Here is a 19,870-nt window from a genome sequence, read left to right as displayed (position 1 = left end):
GCCTACAGCCGCAGAAACGGCTCGCTGAAGTGAGCGGTGGCGAGGATGGCGTGCTCGGCCCGCAGCTCGGCGAGCACCTCGGCGCGGGTGGCGGCGGCCTGGCCCGGGTCGTCGTCGTAGAGGTAGTGCACGGCCGGGTCGTCGAGCTGCACGGGGTGGAGCACGAGGTCGCCGGTCATCGCGAGGTCGCCGACCCTGGCGATCTGGTGCCCGGGCGTGTGCCCCGGCGCCAGGTGGACGCGCACGCCGGGCGCGATCTCCGCATCGCCGTCGACGACCTGCAGCTGCCCCTTGAGCGGGGTGACGATCTGGTCGAGCATCGGTCCGTCGGCGGCGTCGAACTCGGCCTGCTGGAGAACGTATCGGGCATTCTCGAACAGCGGACGGTCGTCGGCGACGGCCCCGCTCGCGTGGTCGCTGTGCAGGTGGGTGAGGATCACGGTGCCGATCTCGGCGGGCGTGACGCCCGCGGCGGCCAGCTCGCCGGCCAGTGTGCCGGGAACCGGTGCCCAGCTCGACGCCGGTGAGTCGACGCCGCCGATGCCCGTGTCGACCAGCGTCAGGCGGCCGGCGGGATCGCGGAGCAGATAGCAGTGGAAGTGGAGGATCCACGGCGCTTCGGCCAGCCCCGCTCCCGGGAACATCTCGGCCAGCGGCCTGCGGATCGTCTCGCCCATGGGGCCCACGGCGTCACACAGCGGTGTCACCTCGACACCGGCGACGATCTTCGGTTGGTGCGGCATTCGCCCAGTTTAGGCGGCTACGGGCTGGCGCGGAACGTACTCGTTCTCCAGGTCGGCGGCGTAGACGGCGCGGCAGCAGCGGGCGCACCGGTACATGATCGGACCTTCGTCGAGCTCGTTGTGGCAACGCGGGCAGCGGGTGCTGTTCATGTCATCCCCCTAGGATTCTCTTTCTCCATGGAAACCTCTTCGCATTGCAAAGATCCTGCAGATTGCTTGCCGGCTCCATGTCCTTCTTCACACCTGGCGCGGTAATACCTGGCGCACGAGGTGAGAAGAACATTGTTACGGTCTGCTGCCCTCGACGCGTGGAAAGACACGAGAACCCCCCGGGAATAGCCCAACAGGGCTAGGCGTTCCATGGACAGCGACGTGTGATACGTTGCCTGCGGCGTTGAGCTCTCGGCTCCGCCGTATCCCCCGCGCCCCCCTTCAGAGGCTGGCTCGGGTTCTCTTCATCACTCCGCCGACCCGTTTCGGCGCACCCTCAAGGGGTTCACCATGTCTGTCACCACCATCCCCCAGCCGCGTGCCCACACTCCCACGAGGCAGGTCTCCGGCCTGCTGGACGTGCGGGAGAAGGCCGCGTTCATCCGTACGAACCACCTCCCCTCCCCCGACGACGTCCGGCTGCATCCGGACAAGGTCAAGCAGCTCGGCCTGCGCCCCGGCGACCACGTCGCCGCCGACGTGGCCGGTGGCAAGCTGATCCGCGTCGAGGCGGTCAACGGCGAGACCGAGTGGCGGCACCGGCCGCACTTCGCCGAGCTGACCCCCATCTACCCGCAGGAACGCCTCCGCCTGGAGACCGAGTCGCTGAGCACCCGCGTCATCGACCTGTTCGCGCCCATCGGCAAGGGTCAGCGCGGCCTCATCGTCGCCCCGCCCAAGGCCGGCAAGACCATGGTCCTTCAGGCCATGGCGGCGGCAATCGCCCGCAACCATCCCGAAGTGCACCTCATGGTCCTCCTGGTCGGCGAGCGGCCCGAGGAGGTCACCGAGATGCGCGCCTCCATTCACGGCGAGGTCTACTCCTCGACCTTCGACCATCCCGACCGCGACCACGCCGCCATCGCGGAGCTGGCCATCGAGCGGGCCAAGCGCCTGGTCGAGGACGGCAAGGACGTGGTCCTGCTGCTCGACTCGCTGACGCGGCTCGGCCGCGCCTACAACAACCTGGCGCCCGGCGGCGGGCGGGTGCTCACCGGCGGCCTCGACGCCACCGCCCTCTACCCGCCCAAGCGCTTCTTCGGCGCCGCCCGCAACGTGCAGGGCGGCGGCTCCCTGACCATCCTCGCCACCGCGCTGGTCGACACCGGCTCGCGGATGGACAACAGCCTGTACGAGGAGTTCAAGGGCACCGGCAACATGGAGCTGCACCTGGTGCGCGAGCTGGCGGAGCGCCGCCTCTACCCGGCCGTCGACCTCGACGCCTCCGGCACCCGGCGCGAGGAGATCCTGCTGCCTACCCAGGAGCGCCAGCTGGTGTGGCGACTGCGCCGCATGCTGGGCGCCCTGGACAAGCAGCAGGGCATGGAGCTGCTGGTCGGCAAGCTCCGCGAGACCAGGTCCAACGCCGACTTCCTCCTTCAGGCCGCCACTACTTGATAGCGCCTCGCAGCACGCCGGAGATCACCCATCGCTGCGCGAAGACGTACACGAGCAGCGCCGGAGCCAGGGCCATCAGGTAGGAGGCGAAGGCGGTGGTGTAGTCGGTGTTGAACTGGTTCTGGAAGACGTACTGGACCAGCGGGAGCGTCCTGGCGCTCGGGCTGGACAGGACCACCAGGGGCAGCAGGAAGTCGTTCCACGCCCACAGGAACGTGAGGATGCCGACGGTGGCGTTCATCGGCGCCAGCAAGGGGAAGATCACCTTCCAGAACACCGTCCAGGTGCTCGCGCCGTCCGTGCGTGCCGCCTCTTCCAGGGACCGGGGGATCGACTTGATGTACCCGACGTACAGGAAGATGTTGAAGGCCAGGCCGTACACCGCATAGAGGAAGATCAGCCCGAGCTGGTTGTCCAGGCCGAGCGCAGAGGTCTGCTTGATGACCGGCAGCATGATGATCGGGAACGGCACGAACAGCGCCGAGACGAAGTAGAAGTACAGCCCCCTGAACAGCCTGCGCTCCAGGTTGCGGGCGATCGCGTAGGCCACCAGCGAGTTGGTCAGCAGGGTCAGGAGCACCGCGCCGACCGTGACGAGGGCGCTGTTGAGCGCCGCCTGCGGGTAGTCCGTCAGCCGCCACGCCTCGGCGAAGTTGCCCCACTGGGGGTCGTCGGGCAGGTCGAAGCCCGCGCCGGCGAGCTCGGCCGGCTTCTTCAGCGCGGTGACCACGGTGAAGTACAGCGGGACCAGGACGGTCAGCGAGCAGGCGGCGAGTAACGCGGTAAGCCACCAGTTCACACCCTTGTGAACCATCAGGCACTCATTTCACGACGTTGCAGGACACGTAGCTGGAAGACGGAGACCGCGACGATGACGAGGAAGTAGACGACGGCGTTGGCCGTCTGATAGGCGTACTCGCCGCCCTCCAGGCCGCCGGTGTAGATGAGCAGCGACACCGACGTGGTCGCGGTGCCGGGACCGCCGTTGGTCAGGGCCACGATGTGGTCGAAGACCTGGAGAAAGGTCTTCAGCGAGAGCACCATGTTGATCGTGAAGAACGGCGCGATCAGCGGGAAGACGATCGACCTGAACTGCCGCCACGACCCCGCGCCGTCCACCGTGGCGGCCTCGCGCACGTCGCCGGGGATCGTCTGCAACCCGGCCAGGTAGATGATGATGTTGAAGGCGACGGCCTGCCAGGTGGCCACCAACACGATGCCGAGCCAGGCCAGGTCGGGGTTGACCAGGATGTTCGTGCTCAGCGCGGTGATGCCCAGCGCCTCGGCGATGGCCGGCAGCGAGTTGGCGAACAGGTAGTTGAAGATGTAGCCGACGATGAGGATGGCCAGCACGTTCGGGATGAAGAAGATCCCGCGCAGCGTCGTCCTGAAGCGGATGCGCGCGTTCAGCCCGAGGGCGATGGCCAGCGCGATGGCGTTGGTCAGGACCGTGGCGACGACCGCGAACTGAAAGGTGAAGAGGTAGGCGTCCAGGATCCTGTCGTCCTGGAACAGGCTCGCGTAGTTCCTGAACCCCACGAATTCGTAGGCGCCGTAGCCCGGATAGTCCGTGAGGCTGTAGTAGAAGCCCTGCAGCACCGGCAGCGTGTGGAAGATCAGGAACAGCACGAGTGCCGGGATGACCATCCAGTAGAAGGTCCTGGCGGTTGTCATGGGGGCGTCCTCCTGCGTCAGGATCGGCGGGCTGCGACCTTGTCCCACTCGCTGTCCAGGCGGCGCAGCAGACCCGCCTGGTCGCCGTCGATCACGTACTGCTGCAGAAACTGCTCCAGCGGGACGGTCAGCGGGATGTGGTGGTCCGCGTAGCCCGTCAGCCGCCCCCTCTCGAAGTACGGCATCAACCCGGCGAGTGCGGGATCGTCCGACACCGCGTCCACGGTCGGCGGCACGGCCTGCTGCTCCTCGGCGTAGGCCGCCATCACCTCCGGACTCATGAGGTGCTCGACGAAGGCCAGTGACTCCTCCGGATGCTCCGGCTCCCTGGCCATCGTCAGCGCCACGTCCACACCCGACACCAGCCGGGTCGCCGACGGGTCCTCGCCCGCCGGCAGCGCGAACGTGCCGATGTCGAAGTCGGGCTCGAACCCGCTGATCGCCGGGAGCGCGAAGCTGCCCTGCAGGTACATCGCGGCCTCGCCCTTGGCGAAGGCCTGGTTGCCGTCGTCGTAGGTGCGCGAGAACCTGTCGCGCTGGCCGTACCCGAACAGCTCGCCGAGTCTGGCCGCCACCGGCGGGTACGCCTCGGCGAAGGTCGTGCGGCCCGCCTCGCGCCGCGTGAAGAAGTCTGGCGGCGACAGGTTCGCCGCCAGGGCGTTGAAGGTGGGCAGGGTCGTCCAGGCGTCCGCCAGGGTCACGTAGAAGGGATCGACCCCGGCCCCGCGGAACGTCTCGGCCGCGGCGACCAGTTGCGACCAGGTCGTGGGCACCTCCACGCCGTGCCGGCGGAAGAGGTCCTTGTTGTAGATGACGCCGCTCGCGTTCGAGGAGAAGGGCAGCCCGTTGCGCTCGCCCCGCCTGTAGACGCCGAGGTCGTCGAGGATGCGCTGGATCGGCGGGCTGACGCCGGCGGCGCCGGGCATCGCGGCGAAGTCGTAGAAGACGCCGGCGGAGGCCAGCTCGCCGAAGACGCCGTTGCCGTTCAGCGCGATGACGTCGGGAATGTCGTTCTTGACGAGTCGTGCCCTGATGGCGCTCTCGGCGACCGGTGAGTGGTTCTGCGTCACGTCGATGCCCGGGTGCGCGGCCTCGAAGCGTTCGATGATCCGGTCGAAGGTCTCGATCGCCTCCGGTTTGAACTGGAAGAACTCCAGCTTCACCCGATCATCGGCCGGCTCGCCGGAGCCGCACGCGCTCAGTAGCAGGACCGCGGTCAGGACGAGGGCCGTCCGCTTCACGACTTGCCTCCCAAGGTCCGGATGGGCGCCCCCGCGCGGATCTCACTGCCCCGCCGGGCGCGTGTCATGTACGCGGATCCGGCGGCGACAATGGGCGGATGCTGGCCGACATCGTCGAACACCTCGCCTGCCCCGTCTGCCGACAGCCGGTGCGGCTCGAACACCGATCACTGAGGTGCGCGAACGGGCACGGCTACGACGTCGCCAAGCAGGGGTACGTCAGCCTGCTGGTCGGCTCGCGGCCACCGGGCACCGCCGACAGCGCTGCCATGGTGGAGGCCCGCGCCGGCTTCCTGGACGCGGGCCACTACGCGCCACTCGCGCGGGCCCTGGCGCGGTCCGTGCGCGCCAGGATCGAGGGCGAGCGGGTTCCGCCTGATTTTCGTACCGAATCGTTCGCACACTCGCCTGACGACGGGAGCGTGAAGGCGTACGGTGGTGCCGAAGTGAGCTTCGGTCATGAAACGCGACTGGTGGGGCCGATAGTCGTCGACGCGGGCGCCGGGACGGGTTATTACCTGGCGGCCGTCCTCGAAGCGACGGCACGGGGCGTGGGGATGGCGTTCGATGTGTCCAAACATGCTGTACGCCGCGCCGCGCGGGCGCATCCCCGGATGGGGGCGTTCGTGGCGGACGTCTGGCGGCCACTGCCGATCCTGGACCGGACGGCCGACGTGGTGATCAATGTGTTCGCGCCCCGCAACGGGCCGGAGTTCCGCAGGATCCTGCGGCCGGGCGGCGCGGTGCTGGTCGTGACGCCCGCGCCGGAGCATCTGAGCCCGCTGGTCGAGGAGCTGGGACTGCTCTCCGTGGACGCGGACAAGGAGCGCCGGGTGGCTCGCAGCCTGGAGGGGTTCACCGAGACGGATCGGCAGGAGGTGGGGTTCGACATGGAGCTCGGGCCGGCCGATGTGCTCGCGGTGGTGGGGATGGGCCCCAGCGCGTGGCACACTGACACATCCCGGCTACAGGAGCGTATTTCGAGCTTTTTCTCCCGTAGTGTCGCAAAGAACCGGGAAAAAGTCGTAACAAGAGCTGAGTTTCACCTATCTACCTTCGAGGTGACATCCCGATCAAGCGATGGTGCTTGACGGACATCTGAGACACGTGTTACTGATGGGGCATTTAGTCCGAAATTCCCCCACATTCCCGGAGTATTTCCGCGACACAGGCGCAATACTGGACGGCAACCCACGCCGGAAGGCAGGGGCCACGCAGAGGGAGGGGGCGCGCCGGATGAAGGCCGAGGAACGCTGGCAAGCCAGGTTCCGAGCGTCGCGCATGTCGCTGCCATCCTGGGCCCGCCTGGCCCCCAACCGCTCCATCTACCGCTCCAACGTCACCGGCACGTGGGAGGTCTACGCCTGGGACCGCGCGACCGGCGCCACCCGCCAGGTCACCGACCGGCCCAAAGGCACCGCCTACGCCGCCATCGACCCCACCGGCCAGTGGATCTACTGGTTCGCCGACACCGACGGCGACGATTTCGGCATGTGGTGGCGCCAGCCGTTCACCGGCGGCCCCAACGAGCCGGCCGCCCCCGACCTGGCACCGGGCCAGCCGGGCGGGATCGCCATGTCGCCCACCGGAGTCACCGCGATCACCCTCGCCAGCGAGGGCACGTTCAAGATCCATGTGATCGCCGGAGGCGAGCCCTCCCGCCTGCTGTACGAGCACGCCGAGGCCGCCTGGGTCTCCGACATGTCCATGGACGGCGAGCTCGTCGCGATCAACCACGGCGAGTACGGCGACTTCCGCCACCCCGCGCTCCGCGTCGTACGGCAGTCCGGCGAGGTCGTCGGCGAGCTCCACGACGGCGCCGGCAAGGGCGTGATCGGCCTCACGTTCGCCCCGGTGCCGGGCGACCGCCGCATGCTCGCCCTGCACGAGCGCCGCCAGCGCCACGAGCCCCTCGTCTGGGATCCGGTGACCGGAGAGCAGCGCGAGATCTGGCTGAGGGACTCCGGCGACCTGACCGCCGAGTGGTATCACGACGGCCGCGGCCTGCTCCTGCGCCGCGACGACCGGGCCCGCACCTACCTGCACCGCTACGACCTGGCAGGCGGCGGGCTGACCCTGATCGAGACGCCGCACGGCGTGATCGACGAGGCGACGCCGCGCCCCGGCGGCCATGTCGAGTACTCCTGGTCGAGCGCCTCCCGCCCGCCCGTCATCCGCTCCACCAACGGCCAGGTCGTGATGAACGCCGGCGGCCCCGCCGCCCCGCCGAGCGTCCCGGTCGAGGACCTCGACGTCGAAGGACCCGGCGGGCGCGTCCACGTGCTGGTCTCCCGGCCGGAGAACTCCGTCGCGCCCTTCCCCGCCGTCTTCCTGCTCCACGGTGGCCCGACCACGCACGACCGCGACGCCTTCTCCCCCGAGGTGGCGGCCTGGGTCGACGCGGGATTCGCGGTCGTCCGGGTCAACTACCGCGGTTCGACCGGCTACGGCTCCGCCTGGCGCGACGCGCTGCACGGCGAGGTCGGGCACATCGAGCTGTCCGACGTGGCGGCGGTTCGCCAGTACGTGGTCGAGCGCGGCATCGTGGACCCCGAGCGGCTCGTCCTGGCCGGTACCGCCTGGGGCGGCTACCTCACGCTGCTCGGGCTCGGCACGCAGCCGGGCATGTGGGCCGCCGGGATCGCGGCCGTCCCGATCGCCTGCCACCAGACCTCCTACGAGGACGAGGCCGAGAGCCTGCGCGCCTATCACCGGGCGCTGCTCGGCGGCTCGCCCGACGAGCAGTCGGAGCGCTACGCCGCCAGCTCGCCGATCACGTACGTGGACCAGGTCAAGAGCCCCGTGCTGATCCTCGCCGGCGAGAACGACCTGCGCTGCCCGCTGCGCCAGATCGAGAAGTACGTGGCCCAGCTGGCCGAGCACGGCCGCGAGCACGAGGTCTACACCTACGACGCCGTCCGCGGGAACCTGGTGGTCGCCGAACGCCTCGCGCAGACGGCGCTCCAGCTCGAGTTCGCCCGCAAGCACGTGAGCACCCGCGGCCACTGAGGCAGGCCGCGGGGCCCGGCGGATCAGCGGGCGCGCAGGACCAGGATGGCCAGGTCGTCGGCGCTCGGCTCGGCGGCGAAGTCCGCGGCACCCCTGCGGATCCGCTCGGCCACGGCCCTCGCCGACAGCCCCGGGCACTCGGCGAGCAGTTTGGCCAGGCCGCCGTCGTCGTCGAGGAGCCGGCCGCCCGATCTCCGCTCCGTCACCCCGTCGGTGACCGCGAGCAGGACGTCGCCGTGGTCGAGGTGGATCGTGTCGGCCTCGAACACCACCTCGTGGAAGACCCCGAGCAGGGACTGCGGGGTGGTCACGGCCTCGACCACGCCGCTCGGCTTCAGCCGCAGCGCCTCGGGGTGGCCGGCTGACACCAGCCGCACTTCCAGACCCGACTCCACCGGGGTGATGTCGCCGTGCAGCAGCGTCAGGAACCTGGCCCGCTCCCCCTCTTCGAGGATCGCCTGGTTGAGGCGGCCGAGCACGGCGGCGACGCCGTAGCCCTCGCGGGCGAGCAGCCGGAGCGTGTGGCGGGCCAGGCCGGTCACGGCGGCCGCCTCGGGGCCGGTGCCGCAGACGTCGCCGATCGCGAACCGCCACGAGTCGTCGCCGGCCTTGAACAGGTCGTAGAAGTCGCCGCCGACCTCGTTGACCTCGCCCGCGGGCTCGTAGACGACGCCGTAGTCGAGGCCCGGCACCTCCGGCTCGTTGGGCGGCAGCAGGCTGCGCTGCAGGGCGCGGTTGGCGGCCGCCTGCTGGGCGTACAGCCTGGCGTTGTCGGTGGCCAGCGCGGCCCGCCTGCCGATGTCCTCGGCGAACTGGATGACCTCGTCGGGGAAGCGGTCGGGCCGGCCCAGGCACATCACGCCCAGGCTGCGGCCGCGGGCGGTCAGCGGGACGGCCAGCACCTGGGAGTCGGCCAGGTGGAAGGTGGAGGCGGCGCGGGTGCCCACGGCGCTCACGTCCATCTCCGACAGCTGCGCGCGCAGCCCGTCGATCTTGGCCTCGTCGGCGTGCCACAGGTAGACCGGGCGCAGCGGCCCGGTCCCGCTGTCGGAGGTGTAGACGGCGCACCAGCTGCTCAGCCTGGGGACCACGATCTGGGCGATGATGGCGGGCACCATGTCGGGGTCGAGCGTGCCGGCCAGCAGGTCGCTGGCGTCGGCGAGAAAGCCCAGCCAGTGAGGTCCTCTAGAGGTCTGTTCCAGCCATTCGGAGCCCACCTTGTCCGGAGAGCCAGGTAGCGTGAGCCTAGCCCAATGGACACGGGAGTCGCCCGCAAAGGTGATCCCCCACTCCTCCACATTGACCGAGGGAGCCTTCGGATCACCCTGTGATGTGCTTCGCTGCCTCAACTCGACCTGTACAGCGTCCCCAAAATGCTTCCAAATCATCTCGTATGGCTCGTCAACGACCTGCTCGGCAAGATCACCTGCGATCTGCTCGGCTATGTGGAGCATGCCGCCGGTGGCCCACGCGGTCATCACCTCGCGCGTGAACCTCATCGCGTCCGTCACAGCGGTCTCGCCGGGCGCGAACGTAGCGGCGAGCACCGCACGGGGAGAAGCAGTCATCCCACCGTGCCTACCACACTTCGCTCTGGCTTGGGGTAAATCCAAGGGCAGGACTACAAGCTACTCATCGTGACAGACTTGACTCACTCGCCGGAGTCACCAGCGAGTGAAGGAGGCCCCATGACAACGGCCAAGGCCGCGCCAAGTCCTGAGGAGAGGACCTATACCGAGTCGGATCTCGTCCCGATCCTGGAGACGCTGTTCTCCTGGCGAGACGGGGACTTCCGGCGCCGGGTCCCGCACGCGCCCGCGGGCATCCTCAGCGAGGTGCGGTTGCTGCTCAACGAGGTGGCCGATCGCCGTGAGCACCTCGCCAACGAGCTGGCCAGGGTACGCAAGGAAGTTGTCAAGGAAGGCCGGTTCGGCGAGCGGCTGACACCGGGGCCGGGCGTGGGGGCATGGGCCGAGAGCGTGGAGTCGGTCAACGTGTTGATCGACGCTCTGGTGAGCCCGGTGAGCGGCGCCGCCGACGTCATCGACGCGGTTGCGAAGGGTGACCTTTCCCGGCGGATCGACCTCGACCGGTCGGCCCGGGGCGAGGTGCGCCGGCTGGGCAAGGCCATCAACGGCATGGTGGATCAGCTCGCCCTGTTCAACTCCGAGGTGACCAGGGTGGCGAGGGAGGCCGGCACCGAGGGGCGGCTCGGCGGCAGCGCCAACCTGCGCGGCATGTCCGGGAGCTGGCGCGACCTCACCGAAGCGGTCAACACCATGTCGTCCCGCGTCGCCGCGCAGGTGCGTGACATCGCGGTCGTGACCACCGCGGTGGCCAAGGGCGACCTGAGCCGCAAGGTGACGGTCGACGCGGTGGGCGAGATGTTCGAGCTGAAGAACACCGTCAACACCATGGTCGACCAGCTGTCCGGCTTCGCCGAGGAGGTGACCCGAGTCGCCCGCGAGGTCGGCACCGAGGGCCAGCTCGGCGGCCAGGCCCAGGTGACCGGCGTGTCGGGGGTCTGGAAGGACCTCACCGACAACGTCAACTTCATGGCCAACAACCTGACCTCCCAGGTGCGCAGCATCGCGACCGTGGCGACCGCGGTGGCGCAGGGCAACCTGTCCAAGAAGATCACCGTCGACGCGCAGGGCGAGATCCTCCAGCTCAAGGACACCCTCAACACGATGGTGGACCAGCTGTCCTCCTTCGCCGACGAGGTGACCCGAGTCGCCCGCGAGGTCGGCACCGAGGGCAAGCTCGGCGGGCGCGCGGAGGTCAAGGGCGTGTCGGGCGTCTGGAAGGACCTCACCGACAACGTCAACTCGATGGCCAACAACCTGACCTACCAGGTGCGCAACATCGCCCAGGTGACCACCGCGGTCGCCAACGGCGACCTCACCCGAAAGATCGACGTCGACGCGCAGGGCGAGATCCTCGAGCTCAAGTCGACCATGAACACGATGGTGGACCAGCTGTCCTCCTTCGCCTCCGAGGTGACCCGGGTCGCCCGCGAGGTGGGCACCGAGGGCCAGCTCGGCGGCCAGGCCCAGGTCCGCGGCGTCTCCGGGGTCTGGAAGGACCTCACCGACAACGTCAACTCGATGGCCAACAACCTGACCTCCCAGGTGCGGCAGATCGCGGCGGTGTCGTCCGCGGTGGCGCAGGGCAACCTGTCCAAGAAGATCACCGTCGACGCGCAGGGCGAGATCCTCCAGCTCAAGGACACCCTCAACACGATGGTGGACCAGCTGTCCTCCTTCGCCGACGAGGTGACCCGAGTCGCCCGCGAGGTCGGCACGCAGGGGCAGCTGGGCGGTCAGGCCCGGGTGCAGGGCGTGTCGGGCGTCTGGAAGGACCTCACCGACAACGTCAACTTCATGGCCAACAACCTGACCTACCAGGTGCGCAACATCGCCGAGGTGACCACCGCGGTCGCCAACGGCGACCTCACCCGAAAGATCGACGTCGACGCGCAGGGCGAGATCCTGGCGCTGAAGACCACCATCAACCGGATGGTCGACCAGCTGTCCTCCTTCGCCTCCGAGGTGACCCGAGTCGCCCGCGAGGTGGGCTCCGAAGGCCAGCTCGGCGGCCAGGCCCGCGTCGAGGGCGTCGAGGGCACCTGGAAGCGGCTCACCGAGAGCGTCAACGAGCTGGCCGGCAACCTCACCACCCAGGTCCGCGCCATCGCCACCGTGACCAGCGCCGTGGCACGCGGCGACCTGACCCGCTCGATCGCCGTCGAGGCGCAGGGCGAGCTGGCGGAGCTCAAGGACAACATCAACTCGATGGTGGCCAACCTCCGCGAGACCACCCAGGCCAACCAGGAGCAGGACTGGCTCAAGTCCAACCTGGCCCGCATCTCCCGGCTCATGCAAGGCCACCGCGACCTGTTCGAGGTCGCCAAGCTGACGATGAGCGAGCTGACCCCGCTGGTGTCGGCCCGCTACGGCGCCTTCTACGGGGTCGACCCCGAGGGCGAGCACGAGCTGTTGCTGATCGGCGGCTACGGCGTGCGGCCCGACCGGGGCCCGCGCCAGCGCTTCGCCTTCGGCGAGGGGATCGTCGGCCAGGCCGCCGCCGAAGGCCGCCACATCATCCTCGACGACGTGCCGCCGAAGTTCATCACCATCGACAGCGGGCTCAGCCAGTCGACGCCCGCGCAGATCGTGGTGCTGCCGATCCTGTTCGAGAGCCGCGTGCTCGGCGTGCTGGAGCTGGCCTCCTTCACACCGTTCGGCGAGGTCCACCTCGACTTCCTGACGCAGCTCGTGGAGACCATCGGCGTCACCATGAACACGATCATCGCCAACTCTCGGACCGAGGACCTGCTGACCGAGTCGCAGCGCCTCACCCGCGAGCTGCAGGAGCGCTCCGACGAGCTGCAGCGCCAGCAGGAGGAGCTGCGCAGGTCCAACGCCGAGCTGGAGGACAAGGCGGCCCTGCTGGCCAAGCAGAACCGCGCCATCGAGATCCAGAACTTCCAGATCGAGCAGGCCCGCCGGACCCTGGAGGAGCGCGCCGAGCAGCTCGCGGTCTCCTCGCGCTACAAGTCCGAGTTCCTCGCCAACATGTCGCACGAGCTGCGCACGCCTCTCAACAGCCTGCTCGTGCTGGCCAAGCTGCTGACCGAGAACGCCGAAGGCAACCTGACCTCCCAGCAGGTCGAGTTCGCCCGCACGATCCACGGCGCCGGCTCGGCACTGCTCCAGCTCATCAACGACATGCTCGACCTGTCCAAGGTCGAGGCCGGCCGGATGGACATCCATCCGATACAGGTGTCGCTGCCCAAGCTCGTCGACCTGCTGGAGGCGGCGTTCGCCCCGCTGGCGGCCGACAAGGGGCTGGCGCTCACCGTGGACGTCGACCCGGACGTTCAGCAGGAGCTGCACGCCGACGAGCAGCGCCTGCAGCAGGTGCTGCGCAACCTGCTGTCCAACGCGGTGAAGTTCACCCCGAAGGGCGAGGTGAAGCTTCGGGTGGCCCAGGCCCCCGCCGACGTCGACTTCGACGACGAGACCCTGCACGGCGCCCGCGATCTGCTCGCCTTCCAGGTGATCGACACCGGCATCGGCATCGCGCCCGACAAGCGCGAGGTCATCTTCGAGGCGTTCAGGCAGGCCGACGGCACCACCAGCCGCAAGTACGGCGGCACCGGCCTGGGGCTGGCGATCTGCCGGGACATCGCCCGGCTGCTCGGCGGTGAGATCCACGTGGACAGCGAGCTGGGCAAGGGCAGCACGTTCACCCTCTACCTGCCCGCCTCCTACACCGGCCCGCTCGCGGCCACCGACGGAGGGGCGGCCCGCAGGCAGCTCATGACCGCCTCCATCGAGGAGCCCGAGTCGCCGGAGCCGCCGCTGCCGCTGGACATGCCGCTGCCCGAGCTGGTCGAGGCGCCGGTCGAGACCAGCCAGTGGCAGGGTGACGACCCGCTCAGCGGCGCCAAGATCCTCATCGTCGACGACGACATCCGCAACGTGTTCGCGCTGACCAGCGTGCTGGAGCGACACGGCTCAACGATCGTCTACGCTGAAAACGGACGTGAGGGGATCGAGCAGCTCGAACGGAACGAGGATGTCGCGCTCGTGCTGATGGACATCATGATGCCGGAGATGGACGGCTGGGCGACGACGTCCGCCATCCGGCGCATGCCCCAGTTCGCCGACCTGCCGATCATCGCGCTGACCGCCAAGGTCATGCGAGGCGATCGTGAAAAGAGCATCGCCTCGGGCGCATCGGACTATGTGCCCAAGCCGGTCGATGTGGACCGTCTGCTCGAACGGCTGCGTGGCTGGCTCAGCCGAGGGCGGACCCCCGCGACCGACTCATCACCTGAAGGGTCGTGATCGATGTCCGATCGAGCCAAGATCCTCCTGGTCGATGACCGCGAGGAGAACCTGATCGCCCTGGAGGCGATCCTCAGCTCGCTCGACCTGGTGCCGGTGCGCGCCAGGTCCGGCGAGGAAGCCCTCAAGGCACTGCTCAACACCGAGTTCGCGCTCATCCTGCTCGACGTGCGGATGCCGGGCATGGACGGGTTCGAGACCGCCGCGCACATCAAGCGGCGGGAGCGGACCCGCAACATCCCGATCATCTTCCTGACGGTGGTCGACAGCGCCCCCGACTACGCCTTCCGCGGCTACGCGGCCGGCGCCGTCGACTACCTCACCAAGCCGTTCGACCCGTGGGTGCTGCGAGCCAAGGTGTCGGTGTTCACCGAGCTCTACAACATGAACAAGCGCCTGGCCGAGCAGGCCTCCCTGCTGCGCGAGCGCCTCACCGGCGAACTGCCCCCGGGCACCGACGACCGGGGCGCGGTGCTGCCCGAGCTGTCGCGCCGGCTGACGGCAGTGGAGGACGAGCTCGCCAGGGTCCGCGAACTGGCCCGCAAGTCCCAGGACCCCACGCTGGCCTCTCCCCTCGCCGACCTCAACGAGCGCCTCACCCACCTACGCGCCGGCTTCGACGCACTGTCCTAACGCCCCACCTTCGCTCCTCCCATAATCCTTGACAGCCACCCGGGAGTGCTCACCCACCGTTCACAACCATCCGTCCCAGCACTCTCCCCACCGCCTTTACGGCCAGCCCGAAAGGGCCCACCCGCCGTTTGCGGCTGGGCCCTGTCCAGGGAAACGGTTCTCCGGTGGAGCGGGCCGGGCGCCGTTACGTGCGCATGGTGGCCGTCCAATTGGTGAACCACCAGGCGGTCCCCGTAGAGACTCGGTCCTTGTCCGGGCGGATGCCATGGCCCGGAGAGGTTCGTGGTGAAGATCGCCAGCGCAGAGATGCCTGTGGGCGAAATCAGGCAGAACGCTCGGCAGTACAAGCACGCGCGAGAGAGACGTCAGGCAGACCGCTCGCCCATGCAAGCGTGCCGTGATCGACGCCCGGCCGGTGGAGGATGGAAGGCGAGCGGCGTGGATCCGGTCATCATCGAGCAACTCGGCCAACAGGACCCATCGCCACCATCGTGGCCCATGCCGGTCCGTCGCCAGATCCACCGGCCGGCACTTTCAGACCAGGATCCGCGCCCCGACTCGCCCCCCAGACGGCCCACCATGCGCACGTGACGGCGGCCGGCCCGCTCCACCGGAGAACCGTTTCCCTGGACAGGGCCCAGCCGCAAACGGCGGGTGGGCCTTTCCGGGCTGGCCGTAGAACAAGGTTGGGTGAGTGCCGCGAACGGCGGGTCAGCCGCTCCGGGTCGGCCTGCCACGAAGCTCGTGAGGTGAGCGCCGCGAACGGCGGGTCAGCCGCTCCGGGTCGGCCTGCCATGAAGGTTGTGAGGCGAGCGCGGCGGAAGTGTGTGGGCCCTTCTGAACGGACCGGAAAGGGGTGAGGAGGGCGCCGTCGACGGCGGGGGGTGTTTCTGGGCCGGCCGTAAAGGAGCTACCGCCGCGTGAGACTGCGTGGCCGGGCAGGACGTGGTGGGTGGGGAGATCGAACCGGGTCGGAGGCTAGTGGCGGGCGCGTTCGAGGGCGTCCCAGAAGCCGCGGCGCAGGGCGTGGCGGACCTCGTCGTGCAGCAGGAAGTCGATGGGCAGCGACGAGCCCTGGAGCAGGCGGGCCTCCAGGTCCGACGGCATGCGGGGCTTGCGGGCGAGCACGGCCTCCAGCCAGAGGGCGGGGGCGTCGCGCGCCACGGATTCGCCGAAGTCGTGGCCCTCCCGGTGGGCGGCCTTGACCGCGTCGGCCAGCGTGGTGGCTCCGGCCGTGGCTGCGGACGGCGGTGACACCGGCGCGGACTGCGGGCCCGTGTAGGCGCCGAGCTGCGAGGGCTGGTAGGTGCCGCCGCTGGACGGGGAGGCGAACTGGCCGGTCGTCGGCGACTGCTGCTGCATCGGGCCGGTGGCCGGGGCGGACGACGGCTGCGAGGGCGGCTCGGGATAGGTGTAGGTGGGCAGCGCGGGCGGGTTTGCGGACCGCCCGCGGCCGGAGGTCGGGCCGTTTGAGCTGGGCTGGCTCTGTCCCTGGCCGCTGGAGTGCTGCGAGGCGTGGCTGCCGGTGCTCGACGAGGAGGAGGGGGGCAGCGACGACTGCAGCGGGGACGGCAGCGAAGGGGGCAGTGACGATTCGGAGGCGGGCGGCAGGGAGTGGGAGCCGTGACCGTTGCTGCCCGGCTGGTGGTGGCCGTTGGACGCCTCGCTCGACCCGGTCACCAGGGTGACGTAGGGGCGCAGGTGGGCGCCGCCGAGCTCGATGAGGTCGTCGCTCTCCTGCCTGAGCGTGCGGGAGACGGCCCAGCTCGCGTCGGCCGCGATGTGCACCACCGTGACCCGGATGCCGAGGTCCTGCGCGTCGCAGACGACCTGGGCCAGGTCCTCGTCGCCGCTCACCACGACCGCGTCGCAGATGGCGCTGTTGCGCGCCAGCGTCATCAGGTCGCGGTGGACCTGTGCGTCGACGCCCTCGCGGCGGCCCGGGCGGATACGCGAGAGGCGCAGCTTGAGGCCGGGGATGTCGGCGAGCACGTCGTGCTCCGGCGTGCGCCGGCCTTCGACCGTGGCCTCGTACCAGTAGCAGCGCAGCAGCGGCAGGCCGGTGCGCTCGCGTGACAGGCCGGACATGAGCTGCAGCAGCCCCGGGTAGTCCCAGGAGACGGCTTCGCGATGGCGGGTCCCATGCACGGCCATCGCGCCGTCAGCCAGCAGGTAGCCAGCGTCCACGAACAGCGCGCAGCGATCCACTGACACCGCCCCTTTCTTGGTGGTCCGACTTGCTGGCTCTGCACCGTCAGAGCCGGACTCGGCGGCCCTGTCTCAGGGTAATGAAAGCAAGTGATCGCGCGAGGGTTAATCCCGACGATTCGCCCCTGGACCCACGTTGCGCCTGACCAACTAGGCGCACCGTACCAGTTTGTCCCGATATCGGTCACGGTCGTGCTCGCACGCTCACGGCCGCGACTCCGAACAGCACGACGTCCTGCTCCGCGGCGATCGCCAGCGAGGGGCGGGCCCCGAGCCGGGCGCTGACCGTGTCGACGTCGACACCGAACGTCATCCCGGCCACGCCGTTGGAGGAGCCGTCGAAGACGTTCGCCGGATCCCGGTCACCGCCCGCCGGCACCAGCGGGCCCGAGCCGAGGGAGACCTTGTCGCCGCGGAGATCCGCGTCGCCCTCCCAGGTGACCAGCTCCGCCCTGGCGGGCGCGGCGGCCGGTTCGAGCCCGCCGAGCGGGATCCGTACCAGACCCGTCCCGCCGCCGATCACGGCGGCGGTGTCGAGGACTACGGCCTGTCCGTACGGCCCGCGCGGGTCGGTGGCGACCACCACGAGACTCCACCCCGCGTGGCCGGAACTCCCCGCACTCGTCAGCGTCCTCGCCCGGCGATCCGGCCTCCGCGCGACCGCCGGCACGACCGATCCGTGACCGAGGACCGCGGCGCTCAGCGTGCCCGCCCCATCGCGCCGGCCTCCGGCTCCAGCCAGGTCGCCGGGGACCGTGGCTCCAGCCGGCATGTGCGGCCCATCGCCGGGGACACCGGCTCCAGGCGGCGTGTCCTGCTCCAGGAAAGAGGTCGCGGTGTCCAGAGGCGCGTCCGCCGCCCACCAGGTGCCCTGCCGCCGGACGTTGCTCACCAGGCCGGTGACGTCCGCGAACGCCTGGTAGGCGGGCCCGGTGGGCAGGTCGCGGGAGGCGACGTGGCTGGGCCTGATCGCCACGTAGCGCTTGCGTCCCGGAGGTCTGAGCTTGATCGGGCCGGCCGCCTCGGCGCTCGCCGACCAGTAGAGGCCCGCCCATACGACCCGGCCGCCCTCCGGCAGGGCGAGCCTGGCCCCGCTGGAGATGGCGGTGCTGTCCGCTCGGTCCTGGTCGAGCGGGCGCATCGGCCACAGGTCGTTGTCACGCTGGTCTCCCCTGCGGCGCGTGGCCTCCGCGCAGTCCTCGCGCTCGGCCGGGCAGCTCAGGAACGAATTGCCCACCGCCCGGACGGTGACCTTGCCGTCGGCGGCGAACCGGGCGGAAGCACCGGTGGGCCGCACGCCCGAAGCAGCCGTGGCCTGGAGCCGGATGGGTCCGGCCTCGACCCGGAGCGTGGGACCCGGGCCCAGCGGCGCCCCGGCGGCCACCTGGACCCGCAGGAACACCGCCGTCCCCCGGCCCGCGGCGAGCGGCCTCCTGGCACACCTCGCACCGGTCCCGGCCGGGCGGCACGTCCAGCCGTCCACGATCCCCACCGGCTGGATCGGATCCACACCGCGACCACCGGCGCGCCTGCCCGACGCGAACTGCGTGCCGGAGCCGCCTGCGGTGCGGCGGTCCGACGTGATCGGGGCGATGCCTCCGGGGCGTCTGCCGGGAGGGACCAGCGTGACGCCCGGCGGCAGCTCGACGGCCGCGTAGACCGCTTCGCTCGCCCCGTCGCCCGCGTTGCGCAGCCGTACGGCCACGATGCCCGGCTGGGCGCGTATCAGCGAGCCCATGGCGGCGATCGTGGCGCGCAGGCCGGGCCGGCCCTGACCGGCGCGCTGGTGGGCCGGGGGCACGGCGGGCTCGCGGGCGGGGACGCGCTCCGGGTGCGCTGTCGGCAGGGCGCGTGATGGGGGCTGGTGCGGCGCCGGGAGGGGCGAGGCGTCGACGGCGCCCGAGGACTGGGTGACCGGGTCCGGCTCCTCGGCGGAGACCAGGGCGAAGGCGGCGGCCACCGCCAGCACCGTGGCCGCCCCGCCCGCCACGATCAGCTGCTGCTGGCCGGGCATCCGCCGCGCCCAGCCGAGCGCGCGCAGCAGGCCGCCCTCGCCGAGCGCCCGCAGCAGGCCGCCGCCGACGCCGCCCGGCGCGGCCATCGCGGTGGCGTAGCCGGCAGCGGACGTGCCGAGGATGAGGGGGCCGACGACGGCGCGCAGGCTCCGGTTGACCTCGGTCAGCTCCCGAAGGACCGCGTGGCAGCTGGGGCAGCCGCTCACGTGCTCGTCCACGCTCTTGGCGTCGCGCCTGGTCAACCCGCCTCTGACGTAGGCGCCGAGCTTGCCGAGCACCGGCTTGCAGTCGTGCGGCGGCGACGCCGTGAGGTGGGTCTGCAGGTAGGCCTGGCGCAGCCCTTCGCGGGCCCGGTAGGCGAGCGCGGCCACCCCGTTGGCCGACAGGCCCAGCAGCGGTGCCACGTCGGCCGGACTCGCGCTCTCCACCTCGGTGTGCCAGAGGACGGCACGCCACCGCTCGGGCAGCGACAGGTAGGCCTTGGCGATCAGCGAGCCTTCGAGCCCGGCCATCGCCGGGTCGGTGAAGGGCACGCCGGGGTCGAACAGCTCGATCTCGCCCGTCGTCACCTGGTGGATCTGCACGCGGGAGCGGTCGTGGACGGTCCGGCGCACCACGGTCAGCAGGTAGGTCCTGAAGGCGGTGTCCGGGCCCCCGCCGCGGCCCACCAGGTCGAGGATCTTCGTGAAGGACTCGGCGACCACGTCCTCGACCTCGGCCTCGCCATGGACGAGCTGACGGGCCAGGGCGCGGGCGGCTGCGACATGGCGCTCATAGAGCCGGCCATAGGCGGCGGCATTGCCCCCTCTGACCGCATGCAAGAGCTCTGCGTCGCTCTGCTGTGATTCCACACTCATAGTGACCTCGCGGTTACGAACCGTTGC

General features: G+C 70.1%; 13 protein-coding genes. 5 read left to right on the top strand and 8 right to left on the bottom strand.

Annotated elements, in window-relative coordinates; genetic code table 11:
* Window positions 1–2: 2 nt before the first annotated feature.
* Together V5E28_RS30675 and V5E28_RS30670 are read right to left on the bottom strand one after the other, a co-directional pair.
* Window positions 3–743: an MBL fold metallo-hydrolase gene (locus V5E28_RS30675; RefSeq protein WP_336212057.1), complete on the bottom strand. Its 741-nt coding sequence runs from the start codon at window positions 741–743 to the stop codon at window positions 3–5.
* Between the two features lie 9 nt (window positions 744–752).
* Window positions 753–893, bottom strand: a complete 141-nt coding sequence (locus V5E28_RS30670; RefSeq protein WP_336212056.1) for a hypothetical protein — start codon at window positions 891–893, stop codon at window positions 753–755.
* A gap of 351 nt (window positions 894–1,244) precedes the next feature.
* Between V5E28_RS30670 and rho the strand changes: the two genes are divergently transcribed.
* Window positions 1,245–2,351: a transcription termination factor Rho gene (gene rho, locus V5E28_RS30665; RefSeq protein WP_336212054.1), complete on the top strand. Its 1,107-nt coding sequence runs from the start codon at window positions 1,245–1,247 to the stop codon at window positions 2,349–2,351.
* Here the strand turns inward: rho and V5E28_RS30660 are convergent.
* The 3 genes from V5E28_RS30660 to V5E28_RS30650 are packed head-to-tail and all read right to left on the bottom strand — an operon-like array spanning window position 2,344 to window position 5,266.
* On the bottom strand, window positions 2,344–3,165 hold the full coding sequence (locus V5E28_RS30660) for a carbohydrate ABC transporter permease (protein ID WP_336212052.1): 822 nt from the start codon (window positions 3,163–3,165) through the stop codon (window positions 2,344–2,346). The two genes, rho and V5E28_RS30660, sit on opposite strands and share 8 nt — an antisense overlap.
* Window positions 3,165–4,025 (bottom strand): carbohydrate ABC transporter permease, encoded by an 861-nt coding sequence (locus V5E28_RS30655; protein WP_336212050.1) that lies wholly within the window; start codon window positions 4,023–4,025, stop codon window positions 3,165–3,167. Before V5E28_RS30655 ends, V5E28_RS30660 begins: the two co-directional genes overlap by 1 nt.
* A 17-nt stretch (window positions 4,026–4,042) precedes the next feature.
* Complete coding sequence (locus V5E28_RS30650) at window positions 4,043–5,266, bottom strand: ABC transporter substrate-binding protein (protein ID WP_336212047.1); 1,224 nt, start codon at window positions 5,264–5,266, stop codon at window positions 4,043–4,045.
* Between the two features lie 98 nt (window positions 5,267–5,364).
* On the opposite strand from V5E28_RS30650, the gene V5E28_RS30645 reads away from it, so the two are divergent.
* Together V5E28_RS30645 and V5E28_RS30640 are read left to right on the top strand one after the other, a co-directional pair.
* The gene (locus V5E28_RS30645) at window positions 5,365–6,357 is read left to right on the top strand and encodes a putative RNA methyltransferase (protein ID WP_336212046.1); all 993 of its coding nucleotides are present in this window, start codon (window positions 5,365–5,367) and stop codon (window positions 6,355–6,357) included.
* Between the two features lie 190 nt (window positions 6,358–6,547).
* Complete coding sequence (locus V5E28_RS30640) at window positions 6,548–8,275, top strand: S9 family peptidase (protein WP_442945889.1); 1,728 nt, start codon at window positions 6,548–6,550, stop codon at window positions 8,273–8,275.
* 23 nt (window positions 8,276–8,298) lie between these two features.
* Here the strand turns inward: V5E28_RS30640 and V5E28_RS30635 are convergent, their stop codons facing one another.
* Complete coding sequence (locus tag V5E28_RS30635) at window positions 8,299–9,492, bottom strand: PP2C family protein-serine/threonine phosphatase (protein ID WP_336212042.1); 1,194 nt, start codon at window positions 9,490–9,492, stop codon at window positions 8,299–8,301.
* Between the two features lie 471 nt (window positions 9,493–9,963).
* Between V5E28_RS30635 and V5E28_RS30630 the strand changes: the two genes are divergently transcribed.
* On the top strand, window positions 9,964–14,130 hold the full coding sequence (locus tag V5E28_RS30630) for a HAMP domain-containing protein (RefSeq protein ID WP_336212040.1): 4,167 nt from the start codon (window positions 9,964–9,966) through the stop codon (window positions 14,128–14,130).
* A 3-nt stretch (window positions 14,131–14,133) separates the two neighbouring features.
* Entirely contained in the window at window positions 14,134–14,763 is a 630-nt protein-coding gene (locus V5E28_RS30625; protein ID WP_336212038.1) for a response regulator, read from the top strand.
* Window positions 14,764–15,741: 978 nt separating this feature from the next.
* Here V5E28_RS30625 and V5E28_RS30620 read toward each other — a convergent pair.
* Together V5E28_RS30620 and V5E28_RS30615 are read right to left on the bottom strand one after the other, a co-directional pair.
* Entirely contained in the window at window positions 15,742–16,971 is a 1,230-nt protein-coding gene (locus V5E28_RS30620) for an NYN domain-containing protein (protein WP_336212175.1), read from the bottom strand.
* A gap of 184 nt (window positions 16,972–17,155) precedes the next feature.
* The gene (locus tag V5E28_RS30615) at window positions 17,156–19,843 is read right to left on the bottom strand and encodes a sigma-70 family RNA polymerase sigma factor (RefSeq protein WP_336212036.1); all 2,688 of its coding nucleotides are present in this window, start codon (window positions 19,841–19,843) and stop codon (window positions 17,156–17,158) included.
* Window positions 19,844–19,870 lie beyond the last annotated feature (27 nt).

The organism is Nonomuraea sp. LPB2021202275-12-8 (assembly GCF_037044575.1).
Lineage (GTDB): Bacteria > Actinomycetota > Actinomycetes > Streptosporangiales > Streptosporangiaceae > Nonomuraea.
The sequence above is the reverse complement of the archived record's forward strand: the minus strand, read 5'-3'. Positions and strand labels throughout refer to the sequence as shown.